The organism is Mycobacterium sp. NGS29, assembly GCF_059812965.1.
Genome location: NZ_JCALDR010000013.1, coordinates 42,353 through 60,586, shown reverse-complemented (window position 1 = coordinate 60,586; position 18,234 = coordinate 42,353). Strand labels below are relative to the sequence as shown.

19 protein-coding genes are annotated in these 18,234 nt (G+C 65.5%); 1 reads left to right on the top strand and 18 read right to left on the bottom strand.

Annotated elements, in window-relative coordinates; genetic code table 11:
• Nucleotides 1-204: 204 nt before the first annotated feature.
• Nucleotides 205-1,458 carry a UDP-N-acetylglucosamine 1-carboxyvinyltransferase gene (gene murA / locus AC5Y5Z_RS17875; RefSeq protein WP_463826609.1) on the bottom strand — a complete coding sequence of 418 codons (1,254 nt, stop codon included), beginning with the start codon at nucleotides 1,456-1,458 and terminating at the stop codon, nucleotides 205-207.
• 71 nt (nucleotides 1,459-1,529) lie between these two features.
• Between murA and AC5Y5Z_RS17870 the strand changes: the two genes are divergently transcribed.
• Nucleotides 1,530-2,117 carry a cob(I)yrinic acid a,c-diamide adenosyltransferase gene (locus AC5Y5Z_RS17870; RefSeq protein ID WP_463826610.1) on the top strand — a complete coding sequence of 196 codons (588 nt, stop codon included), beginning with the start codon at nucleotides 1,530-1,532 and terminating at the stop codon, nucleotides 2,115-2,117.
• A 15-nt stretch (nucleotides 2,118-2,132) separates the two neighbouring features.
• Here the strand turns inward: AC5Y5Z_RS17870 and AC5Y5Z_RS17865 are convergent, their stop codons facing one another.
• The 17 genes from AC5Y5Z_RS17865 to thrB all read right to left on the bottom strand — a co-directional run bounded on the left by AC5Y5Z_RS17865 (nucleotide 2,133) and on the right by thrB (nucleotide 18,188).
• On the bottom strand, nucleotides 2,133-2,576 hold the full coding sequence (locus tag AC5Y5Z_RS17865; protein ID WP_463826611.1) for a DUF2550 domain-containing protein: 444 nt from the start codon (nucleotides 2,574-2,576) through the stop codon (nucleotides 2,133-2,135).
• Between the two features lie 8 nt (nucleotides 2,577-2,584).
• Nucleotides 2,585-2,950, bottom strand: a complete 366-nt coding sequence (locus AC5Y5Z_RS17860) for a F0F1 ATP synthase subunit epsilon (protein WP_463826612.1) — start codon at nucleotides 2,948-2,950, stop codon at nucleotides 2,585-2,587.
• Between the two features lie 33 nt (nucleotides 2,951-2,983).
• Entirely contained in the window at nucleotides 2,984-4,438 is a 1,455-nt protein-coding gene (gene atpD / locus AC5Y5Z_RS17855; RefSeq protein WP_463826613.1) for a F0F1 ATP synthase subunit beta, read from the bottom strand.
• A gap of 26 nt (nucleotides 4,439-4,464) precedes the next feature.
• On the bottom strand, nucleotides 4,465-5,391 hold the full coding sequence (locus AC5Y5Z_RS17850; protein WP_463826614.1) for a F0F1 ATP synthase subunit gamma: 927 nt from the start codon (nucleotides 5,389-5,391) through the stop codon (nucleotides 4,465-4,467).
• Between the two features lie 6 nt (nucleotides 5,392-5,397).
• Nucleotides 5,398-7,083: a F0F1 ATP synthase subunit alpha gene (gene atpA, locus AC5Y5Z_RS17845; RefSeq protein ID WP_463826615.1), complete on the bottom strand. Its 1,686-nt coding sequence runs from the start codon at nucleotides 7,081-7,083 to the stop codon at nucleotides 5,398-5,400.
• A gap of 63 nt (nucleotides 7,084-7,146) precedes the next feature.
• Nucleotides 7,147-8,487: a F0F1 ATP synthase subunit B/delta gene (locus AC5Y5Z_RS17840; protein ID WP_499926631.1), complete on the bottom strand. Its 1,341-nt coding sequence runs from the start codon at nucleotides 8,485-8,487 to the stop codon at nucleotides 7,147-7,149.
• Nucleotides 8,488-8,494: 7 nt separating this feature from the next.
• Nucleotides 8,495-9,025, bottom strand: a complete 531-nt coding sequence (locus tag AC5Y5Z_RS17835; protein ID WP_463826617.1) for a F0F1 ATP synthase subunit B — start codon at nucleotides 9,023-9,025, stop codon at nucleotides 8,495-8,497.
• Nucleotides 9,026-9,034: 9 nt separating this feature from the next.
• Complete coding sequence (locus tag AC5Y5Z_RS17830) at nucleotides 9,035-9,289, bottom strand: F0F1 ATP synthase subunit C (protein ID WP_463826618.1); 255 nt, start codon at nucleotides 9,287-9,289, stop codon at nucleotides 9,035-9,037.
• A 44-nt stretch (nucleotides 9,290-9,333) separates the two neighbouring features.
• Entirely contained in the window at nucleotides 9,334-10,092 is a 759-nt protein-coding gene (gene atpB / locus AC5Y5Z_RS17825; protein ID WP_463826619.1) for a F0F1 ATP synthase subunit A, read from the bottom strand.
• Nucleotides 10,085-10,567, bottom strand: a complete 483-nt coding sequence (locus tag AC5Y5Z_RS17820; RefSeq protein WP_463826620.1) for an ATP synthase subunit I — start codon at nucleotides 10,565-10,567, stop codon at nucleotides 10,085-10,087. Before AC5Y5Z_RS17820 ends, atpB begins: the two co-directional genes overlap by 8 nt.
• A gap of 250 nt (nucleotides 10,568-10,817) precedes the next feature.
• The gene (locus AC5Y5Z_RS17815; protein WP_463826621.1) at nucleotides 10,818-12,026 is read right to left on the bottom strand and encodes a glycosyltransferase family 4 protein; all 1,209 of its coding nucleotides are present in this window, start codon (nucleotides 12,024-12,026) and stop codon (nucleotides 10,818-10,820) included.
• 22 nt (nucleotides 12,027-12,048) lie between these two features.
• A complete protein-coding gene (locus AC5Y5Z_RS17810; RefSeq protein WP_499926627.1) occupies nucleotides 12,049-12,702 on the bottom strand; it encodes an L-threonylcarbamoyladenylate synthase in 654 nt (217 codons plus the stop codon).
• Complete coding sequence (locus AC5Y5Z_RS17805; protein WP_499926625.1) at nucleotides 12,695-13,531, bottom strand: N5-glutamine methyltransferase family protein; 837 nt, start codon at nucleotides 13,529-13,531, stop codon at nucleotides 12,695-12,697. Before AC5Y5Z_RS17805 ends, AC5Y5Z_RS17810 begins: the two co-directional genes overlap by 8 nt.
• A complete protein-coding gene (gene prfA, locus AC5Y5Z_RS17800) occupies nucleotides 13,528-14,604 on the bottom strand; it encodes a peptide chain release factor 1 (protein WP_499926624.1) in 1,077 nt (358 codons plus the stop codon). Before prfA ends, AC5Y5Z_RS17805 begins: the two co-directional genes overlap by 4 nt.
• A 90-nt stretch (nucleotides 14,605-14,694) precedes the next feature.
• Complete coding sequence (gene rpmE, locus AC5Y5Z_RS17795; RefSeq protein WP_463826625.1) at nucleotides 14,695-14,925, bottom strand: 50S ribosomal protein L31; 231 nt, start codon at nucleotides 14,923-14,925, stop codon at nucleotides 14,695-14,697.
• A 92-nt stretch (nucleotides 14,926-15,017) separates the two neighbouring features.
• Nucleotides 15,018-16,976, bottom strand: coding sequence for a transcription termination factor Rho (rho, locus tag AC5Y5Z_RS17790; RefSeq protein WP_499926622.1), 1,959 nt, complete (start codon nucleotides 16,974-16,976; stop codon nucleotides 15,018-15,020).
• 267 nt (nucleotides 16,977-17,243) lie between these two features.
• Complete coding sequence (gene thrB / locus AC5Y5Z_RS17785; protein WP_499926620.1) at nucleotides 17,244-18,188, bottom strand: homoserine kinase; 945 nt, start codon at nucleotides 18,186-18,188, stop codon at nucleotides 17,244-17,246.
• Nucleotides 18,189-18,234: the final 46 nt, after the last annotated feature.

The window sequence follows — 18,234 nt, the reverse complement described above, 5'->3', positions numbered from 1 at the left end:
CACGGGGGGTGCGGAATGTAGTCAAAAAACAACAACAAACAAAAACACCAAACACACTATTGAGTTCTCAAACAACACTTTTTACTGCATGTTCTGCCCGATTCGGGGCAACCCTGCCAGCTTAATACACATCCGGCTGGAGAGTCAAGCCCTGGTTTCGATCATCTTTTGGGAGGTGATCTCGCCGTTGGGCGTGAACGTTGGCTACTGTACCCGCTCGATCTCTGCTCCCAAAATCGCCAGGTTCTCGACGAATAACGGGTAGCCGCGATCGATGTGAAACACGTCGTGGACCTCGGTATCCCCGTCTGCCACAAGGCCGGCCAGCACCAGGCCCGCGCCGGCCCGGATGTCCGAGCACCACACCGGAGCACTGGATAGTTGGGGCAGCCCGCGCACCACGGCGTGGTGCCCGTCGGTGCGGGCGTCCGCCCCGAGTCGGATCATCTCTTCGACGAACCGGAACCGCGCCTCGAAGACGTTCTCCGTGATCATCGAGGTGCCGTCGGCGATCGAGGCCAGCGCGATCGCCATCGGCTGCAGGTCGGTCGGGAAGCCGGGAAAGGGCAACGTCGCGACGTTGACCGCCTTCGGCCTCTCGTACTGCGCGATACGGAAACTGCTGTCGGTCTGGGTGACCGTCGCGCCCGCATCATGCAACTTGTGCAGCACCAACTGCAGATGGGACGGATCTATTCCCGTCACCGTGATGTCGCCGCGGGTCATCGCGGCGGCGATCCCCCAGGTGGCCGCCACGATCCGGTCACCGATGACTCGGTGCTCGGTCGGATGCAGCCGGGGCACCCCGGTGATGGTCATGGTCGGCGAACCGGCGCCTTCGACTTGCGCGCCCATCTGGTTCAACATCGTGCACAGGTCCACCACGTCGGGTTCGCGTGCCGCGTTGTGGATGGTGGTGACGCCTTCGGCCACCACAGCGGCCATCAGGATGTTCTCGGTCGCCCCGACCGAGGGAAATTCGAGCTGAATCTCCGCGCCCCGCAGCGTATCTGCTTGTGCGACAACACATCCGTGCTCGATGTTGCACTGCGCGCCGAGTTGGCGCAGGCCCGCCTGGTGCATGTCCAGGGGGCGCGACCCGATCGCGTCTCCGCCCGGCAGCGCGACTCTGGCCTTTTTGCATCGGCCCACCAGCGGTCCCAGCACGCAGACCGAGGCCCGGAACTGACGGACCGCCGCGAAGTCCGCGTCGTACTTCGGTTCGTCCGGTGAGGTGATCCGCGCGACGTCGCCGTCGAGTTCGACGGTGGCACCCAGGCCCCGCAACACCTCGGCCATCAGCGGCACGTCCAGGATGTCCGGGCAGTTGGTGATGGTGCTGGTGCCTTCGGCCAGCAGGGCGGCGGCCATCAGCTTGAGCACGCTGTTCTTGGCGCCTCCGACGGCGACTTCACCCGACAACCGGTTGCCGCCGGTCACCACGAATCGCTCCGCCACCGGGTCAGTCTAGTGAAGGGGTATGCCCCTTGTCAGTCGGCCGACCCGGCCAGCCCGGTACGGTTTGGCCCATGGCAGTCCATCTGACCCGCATATATACCCGCACCGGCGACGACGGCACGACGGGATTGAGCGATTTCTCACGGGTCGCCAAGACCGATGCGCGGCTGGTCGCCTACGCCGACTGTGACGAAGCCAACGCCGCGATCGGTGTCGCGGTGGCGGTGGGTGCGCCCGACCAGCAGCTGGGCGATGTGCTGCGGCAGATCCAGAACGACCTGTTCGACGCCGGCGCCGACCTGTCGACTCCGGTGGTGGACAACCCGAAGTATCCGCCGCTGCGCATCACCCAGGCCTACATCGACCGGCTCGAAAGTTGGTGCGACAGCTACAACGAGGGCCTGCCGGCCCTGAATTCCTTTGTGCTGCCGGGCGGTTCACCGCTGTCGGCGTTACTGCACGTCGCCCGGACGGTCGCCCGGCGCGCCGAGCGGTCGGCGTGGGCAGCGGTGAATGCTCATCCCGACGATGTCAGCGTCCTACCGGCGAAGTACCTGAACCGGCTCTCGGATCTGCTGTTCATCCTGTCGCGGGTGGCCAACCCGGGCGGCGACGTCCTATGGCGTCCGGGCGGCGGCCAGGGTGGCGAACAGCAGTAACGGCGTCGGCCAGGGTCAGGCGTCGCGGCGACGCGCACGCGGCGACGGCCGGGACTCCAGCCACGACTGAAATGCCGTCAAAGCACCTCTGTCCAAGGCGATTTCGTAACCCAGCCGACGCTCCTGGGTAGTGTCGCGCAGCTCCAGCACCACGATCTCGTCGGACATGATGTCGAATTCGTCGCCGCGTGGGGCTCGTCGGGCAACCACTTCCACACCGCGTCTGCTCAACCGACGGTCCGGCCACAGCCGCAAACTGGACAACCGGTAGAACGCGGCTTCGCCACCGCGGTAACGGATCACCCCGTGGCGCCAACCGTGCCCGCCCGCTGCCGGGATGTCCCGCATGATGGCCGCGGTGCCGCCCTGACGCAGTTTCCACAGTCGGAAACTCAAAGCCAGGACGGCCGTCCCCAGCAAGACGACGAGCACGACCATGCCGACCATGGGCGCGCTCATCGTGTGGGTCAGTCGATCGCGCCGATGGCGCGCAATCTGGCGCGCCCCCTGGCGGCCGTTTGGGGATCGTCTGATTCCGAATCCTGTCTGGCGGCGCTCTCGTCGATGTCTTTCTCGAACTCCGCCGATTCGGCCAGGACGCTGACGCCGTCCTCGGTCACGGTCAGGAAGCCACCGTCCACCGCAATCCGCAGGTCGTCTTCGCCTTCCCGTTCCACCCGGACCATGGCGTCGTCGACCAGTTGCGCCACCAACGGAATGTGGTGCGGCAGGATGCCGATCTCGCCGACGGTGGTGCGGGTGAACAGGAACGTCGCCTCGCCCGACCAGATCTCTCGGTCGACAGCGACGATCTGAACGTTCAGATCCGCCATGTCACACCACCTTTCGAGTTGGCCGTTGCACGATCACAGCTTGACGTCGAACTTCTCGGCCTTCTTGGCCAGGTCCTCGAGTCCGCCGATCAGGAAGAAGGCCTGCTCGGGCACGTGGTCGAAATCGCCCTTGGTCAGCTTGTCGAAGGCCTCGATGGTCTCCTTCACCGGCACCGTCGAACCCGGCTGTCCGGTGAACTGCTCGGCAGCCATCATGTTCTGCGAGAGGAACCGCTCGATACGCCGGGCCCGGTTAACCAGCTGCTTGTCTTCCTCGGAGAGCTCGTCGACACCAAGGATGGCGATGATGTCCTGAAGGTCCTTGTAACGCTGCAGGATTCGGATCACTTCTTGGGCCACGCGGTAGTGCTCGTCGCCCACCACGCTGGGGTCCAGGATGGTCGAGCTGGAGGCCAGCGGGTCCACCGCCGGGAAGATGCCCTTGGAGAAGACCGAACGCGACAACTCCGTGGTGGCGTCCAGGTGGGCGAAGGTGGTCGCCGGCGCCGGGTCGGTGTAGTCGTCGGCGGGCACGTACACCGCCTGCATGGACGTGATGGACTTGCCTCGGGTCGAGGTGATGCGCTCCTGCAGCTCGCCCATTTCGTCAGCCAGGGTGGGCTGGTATCCCACCGCGGACGGCATCCGACCGAGCAGCGTGGACACCTCCGAACCGGCCTGGGTGAACCGGAAGATGTTGTCGATGAACAGCAGCACGTCCTGACCGGCCTCGTCACGGAACCACTCGGCCATGGTGAGAGCGGACAGCGCCACCCGCATACGGGTGCCGGGCGGCTCGTCCATCTGACCGAACACCAGCGCGGTGTCCTTGAGGACGTCGGCTTCCTGGAGCTCGACCCACAGGTCGTTACCCTCGCGGGTCCGCTCCCCCACCCCGGCGAAAACCGAAGTGCCACCGAAGTTTCGGGCAATACGGTTGATCATCTCCTGGATCAGAACCGTTTTGCCCACGCCGGCACCGCCGAACAGTGCGATCTTGCCGCCGCGCACGTACGGGGTGAGCAGGTCGACCACTTTCAGGCCGGTCTCGAGCATCTCGGTGCGCGGTTCGAGGTCCTCGAAGGACGGTGGCTTGCGGTGAATCGACCAGTGGTCGAAGTCTTCTCCGTACCCCTCCTCGTCCAGGCAGACGCCGAGGGCGTTGAAGACGTGACCCTTGACTTCCTCACCGACCGGCACCGAGATCGACTTGCCGGTGTCGGTGACGTCGACGCCGCGCACCAGGCCGTCGGTGGGTTGCATCGAAATGGTGCGCACCAGGTTGTCCCCCAGGTGCTGGGCCACCTCGAGGGTGAGCGTCTTCTTCATCGCCTCGTACTCGATGTCGGCGTGCAGCGCGTTGAAGAGCTCCGGGACCGAACCGCGCGGGAATTCGACGTCGACCACAGGACCGGTGATCCGGACCACGCGTCCGTTGGTGTCGGAGCCGCCCGACTTGGTGTCGTTCTTTTCGTCTGTTGCGGTCATAACTTCTATCGCTTCCTCGTGGGGGCTTACTTGGCGGCGTCGGCGAGCGCGTTTGCGCCACCGACGATTTCGCTGATCTCTTGGGTGATCTGGGCCTGCCGCTCGCGGTTCGCCTGCAGCGTCAGGTCCTTGATCAGGTCGTCGGCATTGTCGGTGGCCGACTTCATCGCACGTTGTCGCGAAGCGAGCTCGGAGGCCGCCGATTCCAGCAGCGCCGCGTACACCCGAGTGGTCAGGTACCGCGGCAGCAACGCGTCGAACAGCGTCGTGGCGTCGGGCTCGAAGGTGTACAGCGTGTGCGGTTCGTCGTCGTCATCTTCGACGTATTCCACCACCAACGGCGCAATCCGGTGTGCCGCAGCCTGTTGCGACATCATCGACTTGAATTCCGAATAGACGATGTGCAATTCGTCGACGCCTTGCACGTCACTGTCGATGTCGGAATCGTCGTCGTCACCGGCGCCTTTCATGAAGGCGTCCACCAGCGTGTCGCCGATCTCGGCGGCATTCTCGTACTGCGGCTGCTCGGAGAAGCCCGTCCAGGACGCCTTGATGTCCCAGTTGCGGAACGAGTAGTAGTTCTGCGCTTTCCGGCCGACCGTGTACAGGATCGGCTCCTTGCCTTCTTCCCGGAGCAGCGAGAACAGTTCCTCGGAGCGACGGAAGATGCTGGAGTTGTAGGCGCCGCACAGTCCGCGGTCCGACGACAACACCAACACGCCGGCCCGCTTCGGGTTCTCCCGCTCGACCAACAGCGGGTGGTCCAGCGCGGCTTCGGCGGACAGCGTGAGCAGCGTCGTGGTGATCTGGAACGCATAGGGCCGTGCGGCCTGCAGCCGGGTCTGCGCCTTGCCGATGCGCGACGTGGCGATCAGTTCCTGGGCCTTGGTGATCTTCTTGATCGACCCGGCCGAGCGGATCCGGCCACGTAGTTCACGAAGAGTGGCAGCCATGGCTAGCTACTTCTCGTTCTTCTTGGCGCTCTTCTTGGAGTCCTTCTTCTCATCCTTCGGCTTTTCCTTCCGGACCTTCACCGACTCCTTCTCGACGTCGTCCTCGTCCATGGCCTCGACGTGCTCGTCGGGCACCACCGACTCGCCGCTGCTGGCCGCGAAACCCTTCTTGAACTTGTTGATGATGCTGGTGAGCTTCTCTTCTTCGTCGTCCCCGAACTTCCCGCTCGAACGGATGGTCTCGAGGAACGACTCCTCCGAAGCCCGCATGTGGTCCAGCAACTCGGCCTCGAAACGCTTCACGTCCTCCACCGGCACGGAGTCGAGTTGACCCCCGGTGCCCAGGAAGATCGAAACCACCTGCTGCTCAACGGGCATCGGCTCGTACTGCGGTTGCTTGAGCAACTCCACCAGGCGCTCGCCACGGGCCAGCTGCTTCTTCGAGGTGTCGTCGAGGTCTGAGGCGAAGGCCGCGAAGGATTCCAGCTCGCGGTACTGCGACAGATCCAGACGCAACGACCCGGCCACCTCTTTCATGGCCTTGATCTGCGCCGCGCCACCGACGCGGGACACCGAGGATCCGACGTTGATGGCCGGGCGCACACCCTGGTTGAACAGGTCGGACTCCAGGAAGCACTGACCGTCGGTGATCGAGATGACGTTGGTGGGAATGTAGGCCGAGATGTCGTTGGCCTTGGTCTCGATGACCGGCAGCGCGGTCAGCGAACCCCCACCGAGATCGTCGGAGAGCTTCGCGCAGCGTTCGAGCAGCCGGGAGTGCAGGTAAAACACGTCACCCGGGAACGCCTCGCGGCCGGGCGGACGACGCAGCAGCAGCGAGATGGCACGGTAGGCGTCGGCGTGCTTGGTCAGGTCGTCGAACACGATCAGCACGTGTTTGCCGGCGTACATCCAGTGCTGCGCGATCGCCGAACCCGTGTACGGGGCAAGCCATTTGAAGCCGGCGGATTCGGAGGCCGGGGCCGCGACGATGGTGGTGTAATCCATCGCCCCACCCTCTTCGAGGGCCTTGTGCACCGCGGCGATGGTGGTGCCCTTCTGCCCGATCGCCACGTACACGCAGCGAACCTGCTGCTTGTCGTCGTCGGTCTCCCAGTTCTTGCGCTGGTTGAGAATCGTGTCGACGCACACCGCGGTCTTGCCGGTCTTGCGGTCGCCGATGATGAGCTGACGCTGTCCGCGACCGATGGGGGTCATCGCGTCGATGGCCTTGATGCCGGTCTGCAGCGGTTCCTTCACCCCCTGCCGCTGCACCACCGAAGGCGCCTGCAGCTCGAGGGCACGCCGATCGTCGGTCTCGATCTCGCCGCCGCCGTCGATGGGATGTCCGAGGGGGTTGACGACGCGGCCCAGGAAAGCGTCGCCGACCGGAACCGACAGCACCTCACCGGTGCGCTTTACCTGCTGGCCCTCTTGGATCCGGTCGAAGTCACCCAGCACCACCGCACCGATCTCGTGCTCGTCGAGGTTCAGCGCGACGCCGAGGACGCCACCCTCGAACTCGAGGAGTTCCTGGGTCATCGTGGACGGCAATCCCTCGACGTGGGCGATACCGTCGCCGGCGTCGACCACGGTGCCGACTTCCTCCCGGGACGTGTCGGACGTAAAGGAACTTACGTACTCCTCGATTGCGCTCTGAATGTCATCAGCGGAGATTGTCAAGTCGGCCATAGCTTTTCGTCTTCCTCGTTCGGGTTCTGCTGGCTAGTTCGTGGTTTCGGTCAGGCTTGGCGGTCAGTCGGGGAGCTGAGCTTCGGCGGCTGCCAGACGAGACTTGAGCGTGCCGTCGATCACCTCGTCGCCGACGGTGATCAACAGTCCGCCGAGCAACCCGGAATCGGTCTGGACCTGTGCGGCCACCGGATGTCCGTAGATGCGGCCGAGTATCTCGACCAGGCGTTCGTGCTGGGCGTCGGTGAGCTCGGCCGCGGCACTGACTTTCGCAACCAATTCGCCGCGGCGCGCCACTGCCACCTCGGCCAGGAACAGCACCGCCTCGTCGGCCGGCTTGCCCCTCAGCAACTCGATGGTGTGCGAGAGCAGCGCGATGGTGACGGGGTTGACGCTGCCGCTGGCGCCGTCGAGCACCTTGCGCAGCAGGTCGACCCGGCCTTCGACCGGCGTGCGCTGATCACCGAGCGTGATGGCCAGCCGGGGTTGGGTGTCCAGGATCCGGGAGAACCGGAACAGCTGGTCTTCGACTTCGTCGATGTTGTCGTCGTTTTCGGCGACGGCCAGCAACGCCTGCCGGGATACATGCTGGATCGCGTCGATGAGATCGCCGTTGGCCGACCACCGTTCCGACACCGCGGTGCGCAGCAGTTCCAGCGTGGGATCGCCCACCTTGCCGTCGAACAGGCGCTCGACCAGCTTGACCCGCGGCGTCGAATCTTCCGATGGCACAGTCAGATACCGGGTGACGACGACTTCGCTGTCGAGCACCTTGGCGACCGAGACGAGCTCGTCGGCCAGCGTCGTCAGACCCTCCGTGTCGAGGTCCTCAGCCAGCGAGTCGAACTTCTCCACCGAGTTTTTCAGTGCCAACCGGCTCGCCGACCGCATCTTGGCCGCCACCGGGGACTCGACGTCGGCCGGCTCAGGAGCCATGTCGTCGAGTTCGTCGAGGAAGCGGTCGACGGTGGCCGACTGTTGTTCCTTGTCGGCGACGAACGTGCGCACCAGTTCCCCGGCCTGGCGCACCGATTCGTGGCCGAGTTCGAAACGGAGCTGCCGGATCAGCTGCGCCCGCAGCACCCCGATCTGACGCGTGCCCTGCGCTCTGACGCGCTCGGCGTCGGACTCGGCCTGCGCCTGCAACTGTTCGGCGATGCGCGCGGAGTCGGCCTTGGCCTCTTCGATGAGACGTTCGGACTCGTCCTTGGCGGATTCCACGGCCCTGCTGTGCGCCCGTTCGGACCGCTCGACCCGCTCGGCCGCCTCTTTGGCGTCCGCGAGTTGCTGACGCACCATCTCTTGTCGAGCGGTCATCATCCGGCGCACCGGGGGCACGACGTACCGCCAGACCAGCAGCACGATGACCGCGAATCCGACCAGCTGACCGATAAATGTCTCCATAGGGTGGCTACCTACTAGTCGCTTCCGAAGTCGTCGCGGTGGGGGTGACGTCGACGCCGAGGATCCGGCTGGCCAGCGTGGCGGACATGGCGCTGATGTTGGCGCGCAGGTCCAACTCCACGGCGTCACGTTCCCGCTTCAGTTGCTCGTTGGCCTTGGCGAGGGTGTCCGCCACGTCCCGGTCCGCCTCGGCCCGCGCCTCTTCGATGACCTTGCGGCCTTCGTTGCGCGCGTCGTCGCGGTAGGAGCCCGCTTTGACCCGGGCTTCCTTCAGGGCTTCCTCGTAGTCGGCCTCCGCAGCGGCGAACTGCTCCGACGACTTCTTGTTGTCGGACTGCGTCTTGGCGACCATGGCGTCGCGTTCCTTGAGCACCTTCAGGATCGGCGGCACGACCCAGGTGCTGATCACCCCCAGCACCACCAGGAAGATGGCCAGCACGAAGAAGAACGTGCCGTTGGGGATGAGGAAGTTCTTTTGGCCTTCTGCTACGAGGTCGACAGCCGAAGCAAGAAGGCGCCCATCGCCTTCAGGACCCATCACAGCGGATTACTGGGCACCCGGAGTGGCGAAGACGAACAGCGCCATGAACGCCAGGTTGATGAAGTAGGCCGCTTCGACCAGACCGACGGTGATGAAGAACGGCGTGAACAGCCGTCCCTGCGCCTCGGGCTGGCGGGCAACACCGGCGATCAGTGCGTTACCGGCGATACCGTCACCGATACCCGCGCCGATCGCGCCGCCGGCCATGATGAGTCCGCCGCCGATGAGAGCGCCTTGAAGAATTTCGGGAGCTGCTGGCATTTCTTATCCTCCTTGATAACTGGTAGCGGTCTACCAGGATTTTTCTAGTGGTGGTCTTCGTCGAGTTCCATCGACTGGCTGAAGTACAAGACGGTCAGCAGCGCGAAGATGAAGGCCTGGATCGCGCCGACGAACAAGTCGAATGATTTCCAGATCGCATTCGGCAGCCACAAGATGTAGGGCGGGAACATTGCGATCAGCCCGACCAGGATGCCGCCGGCGAAGATGTTGCCGAACAGACGCAGCGACAGCGAGATCGGCTTGGCCAGTTCTTCGACGATATTGATCGGCGCCAGGATGGCGACGTGGCCCTTGACCACCTTCATCGGGTGTCCGATGATGCCGCGCCGCCAGATGCCGGCCGCGTGGTAGCAGACGAATACGAACAGGGCCAGCGCCAGTACGTAGTTGATGTCCGCCGCTGCCGAGGAGAGAAATTCGCTTGTCTTGCCGGTCTTTTCGTCCTTGTACTGCAACGGCAGGACTGACAGCCAGTTGGAAATCAGGATGAATACGAAGATGGTCACCGCGAGCGGCAGCACAAAGGGTGCGATGCGCATCCCGATGGCACTTTCGACCTGGTTGCGCATCTGAATGGTGACGGCTTCGAAGAACAGTTGCACGCCGCCCGGCACGTCCGACGAAGTGACCTTCGATTTCAGCCAGAAGGCCAGCGCGAGCACGATCACCGCGGCGATGGCGGTGGAATAGATCGTGTCAGTGTTGACCGTGAGACCGAACCAGGTGGCCTCGTGGTGTTCGCCGACCTCGATTTTGGCGGCAGCAAGGATCGACTCATTCATCGCCGGCTGCTCTCCCTTCCGTCCCCTCCGAACCGGTCAATACCCCGTTTTCCGGAATTTGCGACCCACCGGCCCGCAGTTTCTTCCAGACCGGGAGTGCTGTCGACAACACCAGTAACACCTGGAACAGCGCCAGGCCGAACACCACGCCCAGACCCTGCGGCCGGAACACGTACGCGATGATCAACGCCAGGATGGTGATCACCGCGACGCGCGAGGCGGAATTGAGTGCCATCGAGCTCTTCAAGGGGTGTTCGCGCGCGGTGATCGACTCCACCGAATGCCGGACCAGCAGAGCGTTGAGCAAACCCAACAGCAACCCGACACCGAATAACACCCCGATCATCGGGTGGCCGGCGTAACCGGCGACGGCCGTCACGACCGCGGTCAGCACCAGGCTGATGACGAACAGACGGACGGGTCGGAAAGCAACAGCGGGAAACACCAACGGCGCGTCCTGCGCTGGTGTCGTCACTGCAGCACCTCAATCCCAGATTGTTAGAGCGTGAACCACATCACCTACTGATCGGTGGCCCGCCGAGCGTATCGCAACGGTCATGCTGGAATTACCCAAGGGGTAGCTCCCTGTATCGGTCATCGGTCGGCCCACTGGAAAACGGCTCCGACGGGCCGGTGGTGCGGTAGCCCGCGAGGTTCATTTCGGGGCTCTACCAGGACCGTATCACAAGTCAGCGGTAACTACTACCAACTGTCGTAGTTCCCCGTCAGTCTTCGTCCCAGTAGTCGTCGCGCCGCCGCAGCAACGGAATCGCGGTCGCGATGCCGGCGAACACGATCGCGCCCAACATCACCGCAGCGGTGTGGCGCGGGTCGAAGAAGATCGTGCTGGCCGCGCCGAACGCCACGATCCCCACCCATAAGTAGATGAGCAGGACCACCCGCCGGTGCGAGTGACCGATCTGCAGGAGCCGATGATGCAGGTGCATCTTGTCCGGGGTGAAAGCGCTGCGACCCGCCCGGGTACGACGGACGATCGCCAACAGCAGGTCCAGCATCGGCACGAACATGACGGCCACCACCAGCAGGAACGGCGACAGCAGAGCAAACACATCGCGGGCGCCGTAAGCGTTCTGCGAGATCGGGCCGGCCGCCGTGGTGGACGCCGCGGCGAGCATCAAGCCGATCAGCATCGATCCGGAATCGCCCATGAAGATCCGGGCCCGGTGGAAGTTGTGCGGCAGAAAGCCCAGACAGGCACCGGCCAGGACCACCGAGATCACCGCCGGTGGGTAATAGAGGACATCGCCGCCGTGGTCCCGCAGCAGTCCCACCGAGAACACGCAGATCGCCAGCGCGGTGATCAGACCCAGGCCGGCGGCCAACCCGTCCAGCCCGTCGACGAAGTTCATCGCGTTGACGATCGACACCGTCAGCGCCAGCGTGAGCAGGATGGACGACGCCTGGTCCAGCACGATCGTCCCGACCCCGCCGACCGGGATGTAGAGCACGCTCCAGGCCACCCCCATGGTGACCATGACGCTGGCCGCGGTGATCTGGCCGGCGAACTTGGTCAGCGCATCCAGGCCCCAACGGTCGTCGATCAACCCGATGCCCATGATCGCCGCACCGGCCACCAGCACGGCGGGCATGCCGGTGGAATAGACGAAGCCGCGGGTCAGCGCCGGCAGTTGGGAGGCCAGGAACACCGCGGCGACCACGCCGAGGAACATCGCCAGCCCGCCCATCCGGGGGGTCGGGGTCACGTGCACGTCGCGCTCCCGCGGGTAGGCCACCGCACCCAGCCGGGTGGCCAGCACACGCACCGGTCCGGTCGCGAAATACGTGATGATCGCCGCGGTGAGTCCCACGAGCGCGAGCTCGCGCAGCGGGACGCCGGCACTGCGCGGTGAAAGGGCGAACAAACCACCGGCAAGGCTGGCTACGTCGCTGGACACCACGAGACCGTACGTCACCAACCTGAGTGCCTCACGTGCGCTACGCGGTCAGGCTCGCCGCGTCCACCCCCAGCACCTCCGCGATGCGCTGGGTGCTGATCGGTCCCTCGCGCAGGATGCGAGGGCTGTTGCCGCTCAGGTCGAGGATCGTGGAGGCGGCTTGGCGCGCCGCCGGCCCGCCGTCGAGGTAGACGTCGACCAGATCGCCGAGTTGGCGGCGCGCTTCCGCGGCGTCGACGGCGGCGGGCTGGCCGGAGATATTGGCGCTGGACACCGCCATCGGCCCCACCTCACGCAGCAGCTCGATCGCGACGGGATGCAACGGCATCCGCAGCATCACCGTCCCGTACGCATCGCCGAGATCCCACTGCAGCGACGGCGCTTGGGTGACCACCAGACTCAGTGCCCCCGGCCAGAACGCGCGAACCAGGTCGCGCGCGCCGTCGGGCATCCCGTACACCAAACCCTCGATCGTGTGCCAGGAGCCGACCAGGACACCCACCGGCATATCGCGGCCCCGACCCTTGGCTGCGAGCAGCGCGTCCACCGCCTCGCGGTCGAAGGCATCTGCCCCGATCCCGTAGACGGTGTCGGTCGGCATCACCACGAGTCGGCCGGCTTTGAGCGCCCCGACCGCGGCTGTGAGTCCGCGGGCGCGCCGGTCGGGGTCGGCGCAATCGAAGACGTCAGTCATGCTGCCTCCTGCGGGCCGTCACGAACCGGGGTCGCCCGGCCAGGTCGTTGCGAGCCACGATGTCGTCGAAAAGGCCTGTGCGATGGACACATTCAACCGTCAGGGCCGACGTGGTGTCGTCATGCTCCACCGCGAACAGACCACCGGGACGCAGCCACCGGCCGGCCAGTCCGGCGACGGCAGGGATCAGCGCCATACCGTCCGGGCCGCCGAACACTGCGTGCGGCGGATCGTGCTGGGTCACTTCCGGATCCAGCACAGCCGCGTCGGGAACATACGGCGGGTTGGCCACCATCAGGTCCACCCGCGCGTCGAGTTCGGTGAGCAGACCGGGAGTGCCGACGTCGGCCAGCACCCATTGCACGTCCGCGGAGTTGCGGCGCGCATAGCTCAGGGCGATCTCGGAATCGTCGATGCCGACAACCCGGGCGTCCGGGCGGTGCCGGGCCAGGGCGACGGCCAGTGCCCCCGACCCGGTGCACCCGTCGACGATCAGCGGCTGGGCCGAAAGTGGTTGCGCCATAGCCCATTCCAACATCGCTTCGGTCTCCGGACGCGGGATGAACACACCCGGACCGACGTGCAGCAGCACCGGTCCGAACGCGGCTGTCCCGAGCAGATGCTGCAACGGCACCCGGTGCGCACGCATCGCGACCACCTCGCGATAACGCCCGAAGAAGTCCGCGTCAGGGGCATCGAGCAAGGCCAACCGGCCGCGGTCGGTACCGGCCACGTGCGCGGCGAGTTGCTCGGCATCCCAACGCGCGGAATCGATTCCCGCTTCGGCCAACAGCGCCGCGGCGGAGTTGATCGCGTTGCGCAAAATCATGTCGCCTGTTGCAGCCGGGACTGTTTGTCGGCTTCGCTGAGCGCATCGAACAGTGCGTCGAGGTCGCCGTCGAGCACCTGGTCCAGATTGTGCGATTTGAAACCGATCCGGTGATCGGTGATCCGGTTCTCGGGGAAGTTGTAGGTGCGGATGCGTTCGCTGCGGTCCACCGTGCGGATCTGGCTGGCGCGGTCGGCTGAGGCGTCGGCGAGTGCCTGCTCCTCGGCCAGCACCTGCAGCCGTGCGGCCAGCACCTGCAGCGCGCGGGTCTTGTTCTGCAGCTGGGAACGCTCGTTCTGGCAGGTGACGACGATCCCGGTGGGCAGGTGAGTGATGCGCACCGCGGAGTCGGTGGTGTTGACTCCCTGCCCGCCTTTGCCTGAAGACCGGTAGACGTCGATGCGCAGGTCAGACTCGTCGATCTGCACTTCCCCGACTTCCTCGGGCTCGGGATAGACCAGCACGCCGGCCGCCGAAGTATGCACCCGCCCTTGCGATTCGGTCACCGGCACCCGCTGCACGCGGTGCACGCCGCCCTCGAACTTCAGCCGCGACCACACCCCGTCGGCGCTGTCGCCCTTGCTGGCGATGGCCAGCGTCGCGTCCTTGTAGCCGCCCAGATCCGAGGTGGTCTCCCCCAGCACCGTGACCGTCCAGCCATGCCGTTCGGCGTAGCGGATGTACATCCTGGCCAGGTCTGCGGCGAACAGCGCCGATTCCTCGCCGCCTTCACCGGATTTCACCTCGAGCACGATGTCGTCGGCGTCGTGCGGGTCGCGCGGCGCCAGCATGTCGGTGAGTTGGGTGTCCAGCTCGGCGACCCGGGCCTCCAGTTCGGGGACCTCGTCGGCGAACGACGCATCGTCCGCGGCCAACTCGCGCGCGGTCTCGAGATCTTCGCGCGCCGACACCAACTTGCGGTGGGTCGCGACGATCGGGGCCAACCGGGCGAATCGGCGGCCCACTTTGCGCGCCTCGTCGGCTTTGCTGTGCAGTTCGGGGTCGGCGAGCGCCTGTTCGAGCTCCGCGTGCTCGGCGAGCAGGACGTCGATCGTCTGCACCGGCTGCGTCATCTCACCTCCCTGTCACGGGCTTTACCCCAAACGCGAACCGACGCCCGGCCTGTGCCGATAGTGCACAGGTGACGGGCGTCGGTGATCCAGCTACTTGTCGCCGGTCTCGGTCTTGGTGCGCTTGCCGTACCGCTTCTCGAAGCGGGCCACGCGGCCACCGCTGTCGAGGATCTTCTGCTTGCCGGTGTAGAACGGGTGGCATTGCGAGCAGACCTCGGCGACGATGCGGCCGCCCGGCTTGGTGCTGCGGGTAGTGAAGGAATTCCCGCAACCACACACGACGGTGGTTTCTTCGTAGGCGGGATGGATGTCAGTTTTCATGCTGTCCTCTTCGATCGTCGGCCGCGGCCATTATGCCAGGTCAACCACTATCACCCCAAAACAACCAGGTGCGCGTGGGCATTCCCGGTGCGCTAGTCGTTGTCCATGCCGCCCGGTGTCGTCTTGGACACCTGGACCAGGAATTCGTAGTTGGTCTTCGTCTTGCGCAGCTGCGACATCAGCAGGTCGATGGCCTGGTGGGAATCCAGACCGGACAGCACCCGGCGCAGCTTGTGCACGATCGCGAACTCGTCGGGTGACAACAGCAGCTCGTCCTTGCGGGTGCCCGACGGGTTCACGTCGACCGCGGGGAACACCCGACGCTCGGAGATCTTGCGGTCCAGCTTGAGCTCCGCGTTACCGGTGCCCTTGAATTCCTCGAAGATGACCGTGTCACCGGTCGAGCCGGTCTCCACCATCGCGGTGGCGATGATCGTCAGCGATCCGCCGCCCTCGATGTTGCGGGCGGCTCCCAGGAAGCGCTTCGGCGGGTACAACGCGGTGGAGTCGACACCACCGGACAGGATCCGGCCGGACGCGGGCGAGGCGTTGTTGTACGCGCGGCCCAGCCGGGTGATGGAGTCGAGCAGCACCACGACGTCTTTGCCCTGTTCGACGAGGCGCTTGGCCCGCTCGATCGCCAGCTCCGCGACCGCGGTGTGGTCGGTGGGCGGCCGGTCGAACGTCGAGGCGATGACCTCGCCCTTGACCGAGCGGGTCATGTCGGTGACCTCTTCGGGCCGCTCGTCGACCAGCACGACCATCAGGTGGCATTCCGGGTTGTTGCGGGTGATCGCGTTGGCGATGTCCTGCAGGATCGTCGTCTTACCGGCCTTGGGCGGTGACACGATCAGCGCGCGCTGGCCCTTGCCGATCGGCATGATCAGGTCGATCACGCGCGTGGTCAACCGATCCGGGGTCGTTTCCAGACGCAGTCGCTGGTTGGGGTACAACGGCGTCAGCTTGCTGAAGTCGGGTCGCTTCTTGGCGTCTTCGATCGAGCCGCCGTTGATGGTGTCCAGCCGCACCAGCGGGTTGAACTTCTGCCGCGGGTTCTTGTCGCCGCCTTCACCCTCGCGGGGCACCCGGACGGCACCGGTGACCGCGTCGCCGCGCCGCAGGCCGTTCTTGCGGACCATGTTCATCGAGACGTAGACGTCGTGCGGTCCGGCCAGGTAGCCGGAGGTGCGCACGAACGCGTAGTTGTCCAGCACGTCGAGGATGCCGGCTACCGGCTGGACGACGTCGTCTTCGCGCAGTTCGGTTTCGGTGCCACCGTCGCCAGTCCGCTCACCGCGGCGCCTGCGGTCGCGGAACCGGCGGCCCCGGCGACCCTGCCGGTCGCCGTCGTCGTCCTGCTGATTGGAGTTCTGGTTCGAGTTCTGGTTCGAGCCGCCGCGCTGCTGACCGCCGCCGCCCTGCTGGTCGCCGCTCTGGTCGTTGCCCGAGTCCGCGGAACGCTCATCGTTCTTGGCTGACTTCTGGTCACGCCGTTGGTTGGCGGTGTCGTCAGCACTGTCCTTGGTGTCGGCCGCACCGGATTCCCGGGAAGCACCGCGACGCTCCCGGCGCGGGGCGTCGTTCTTCTGGTTGTCCTGAGCAGCGCCGTCGGCGGGCGGTGCGTCCTGGGCGGGTGCGCTCTGCGCGGCGGCCTCCGGCGCCCGGTCGCTCTGTGCGTCCTGCTGCGGCGGTGCGTCGGCCTTATCGGCCGCTGCCGGCGCCGTGTTCTCTGCTGCTGCTGGAGCCTTCTCGCCGTCCACCTGCGCCGTAGCCTTGCCCGACGCGCCGTTGGCCCGTCCGCGGCTTTCCTGGATCGCGGCGATCAGCTCGCTCTTGCGCATCCCCGAGGTGCCCTTGACTCCGGCCTGGTTGGCCAGGGCCCGCAATTCGGGCAGCACCATGGTGGCCAACGAACCCGCCGGCGCGTTACTTTTCGCGCTCGGGACGTCGGTCTTGACGTCGGAGCCGGCGGGAGAGTCTGTGGTCACGGCGTTCGACAGCTTCTCGCCGTCGGTGCTTTCGCCAGCCGTGATGAGGTCCGTATCAGTCACGGATTTCCTTTCTTGCCCCGCTGATCAGGTCAAACGGGGGTTCCTGCATGGACGAATATTCAGGCAAAATGCCGAGGGCGCCCAATCATCGACTCTGAAACGGTGATCGCCTGGGCGACGAAACTGCGAACCTCGTCTGCGAGAAGAATTGGTGTTGTCTTAGCGTCAAGGCAGTCTATGCAGATGCAGATGCTGCGATTGCTGGACGGCTCCGAGAATAACCCGCTTCCTGACGGGAAGCAAGAAACCTCGCCGCCACCCTGTGGATCATCCTGCGGCGGCGACCCCCGGCCGCCAGCGAACTCCCTCGCCCGGCGTCATCTTCTTGATGGCGAATCCGTTCGCATTCCCGTATTCCACTGCTTCACCTGGCAACTCCGGGTCCGTGACGACCATGATCAGCGACGGCCCGGCCCCGGAAAGCGTTGTCGCAACATTAAGACGCCGCAGGAGCCGCAAATATTCCGCCGACGACGGCATCGCCGCAGCGCGTTGCGGTTGATGCAGAACATCTGCGGTGGCAGCCATCAGCAGATCGGGTCGTTCGGTGAGGGCGACCACCAGCAGCGCAGCGCGACTGATATTGAATCGTGCGTCCGCATGACTGACCTGCGCGGGTAGCAGCACGCGCGTTTCCGCCGTCAACGATCGCTCGTCGGGAATCGCGGCGAACAACTGGATGTCGGGATGCAGGTGCAGCGGGACTGCGGAGTAGACCGGCTGACCACCGTGGTGATCCACCCAGGAAACCACCGCGCCGCCCAGCACAGCGGCCGCAGCATTGTCCGGGTGACCCTCGAACTCCGAAGCGAGTTGAATCAGCTGGGCTTCGCTCAGCGGCACTGAATCCGTTTGCGCGACAAGACCATTCGCCGCGGCAAGGCCGCCCACCACGGCTGCCGCCGAGGAGCCCAGACCGCGGGAGTGCGGAATGTCGTTGCGGCAGCGCACCAACAGACCGGCGGCCCGCACATCCGCCGCCTGCAGACCGCGCTGGATCGCCCGCACCACCAGATGCTCGGGGCCCAGCGGCACTTGTCCGGCGCCTTCGCCCTCGACTATGACGACCAAGCCGGAATCCGTTGTCTGTACTGCGACCTCGTCACACAGCTGCAGCGCCATTCCGAGGCTGTCGAAGCCCGGGCCGAGGTTGGCGCTGGACGCCGAGACCACGGCAGTGGCGGCCAGGCCGGCGGGCAGCGACTGAGTCACCGTGTCACGGCCGTCCGGTAGCGCCCCGCTGCGCTGGCGAACGCAA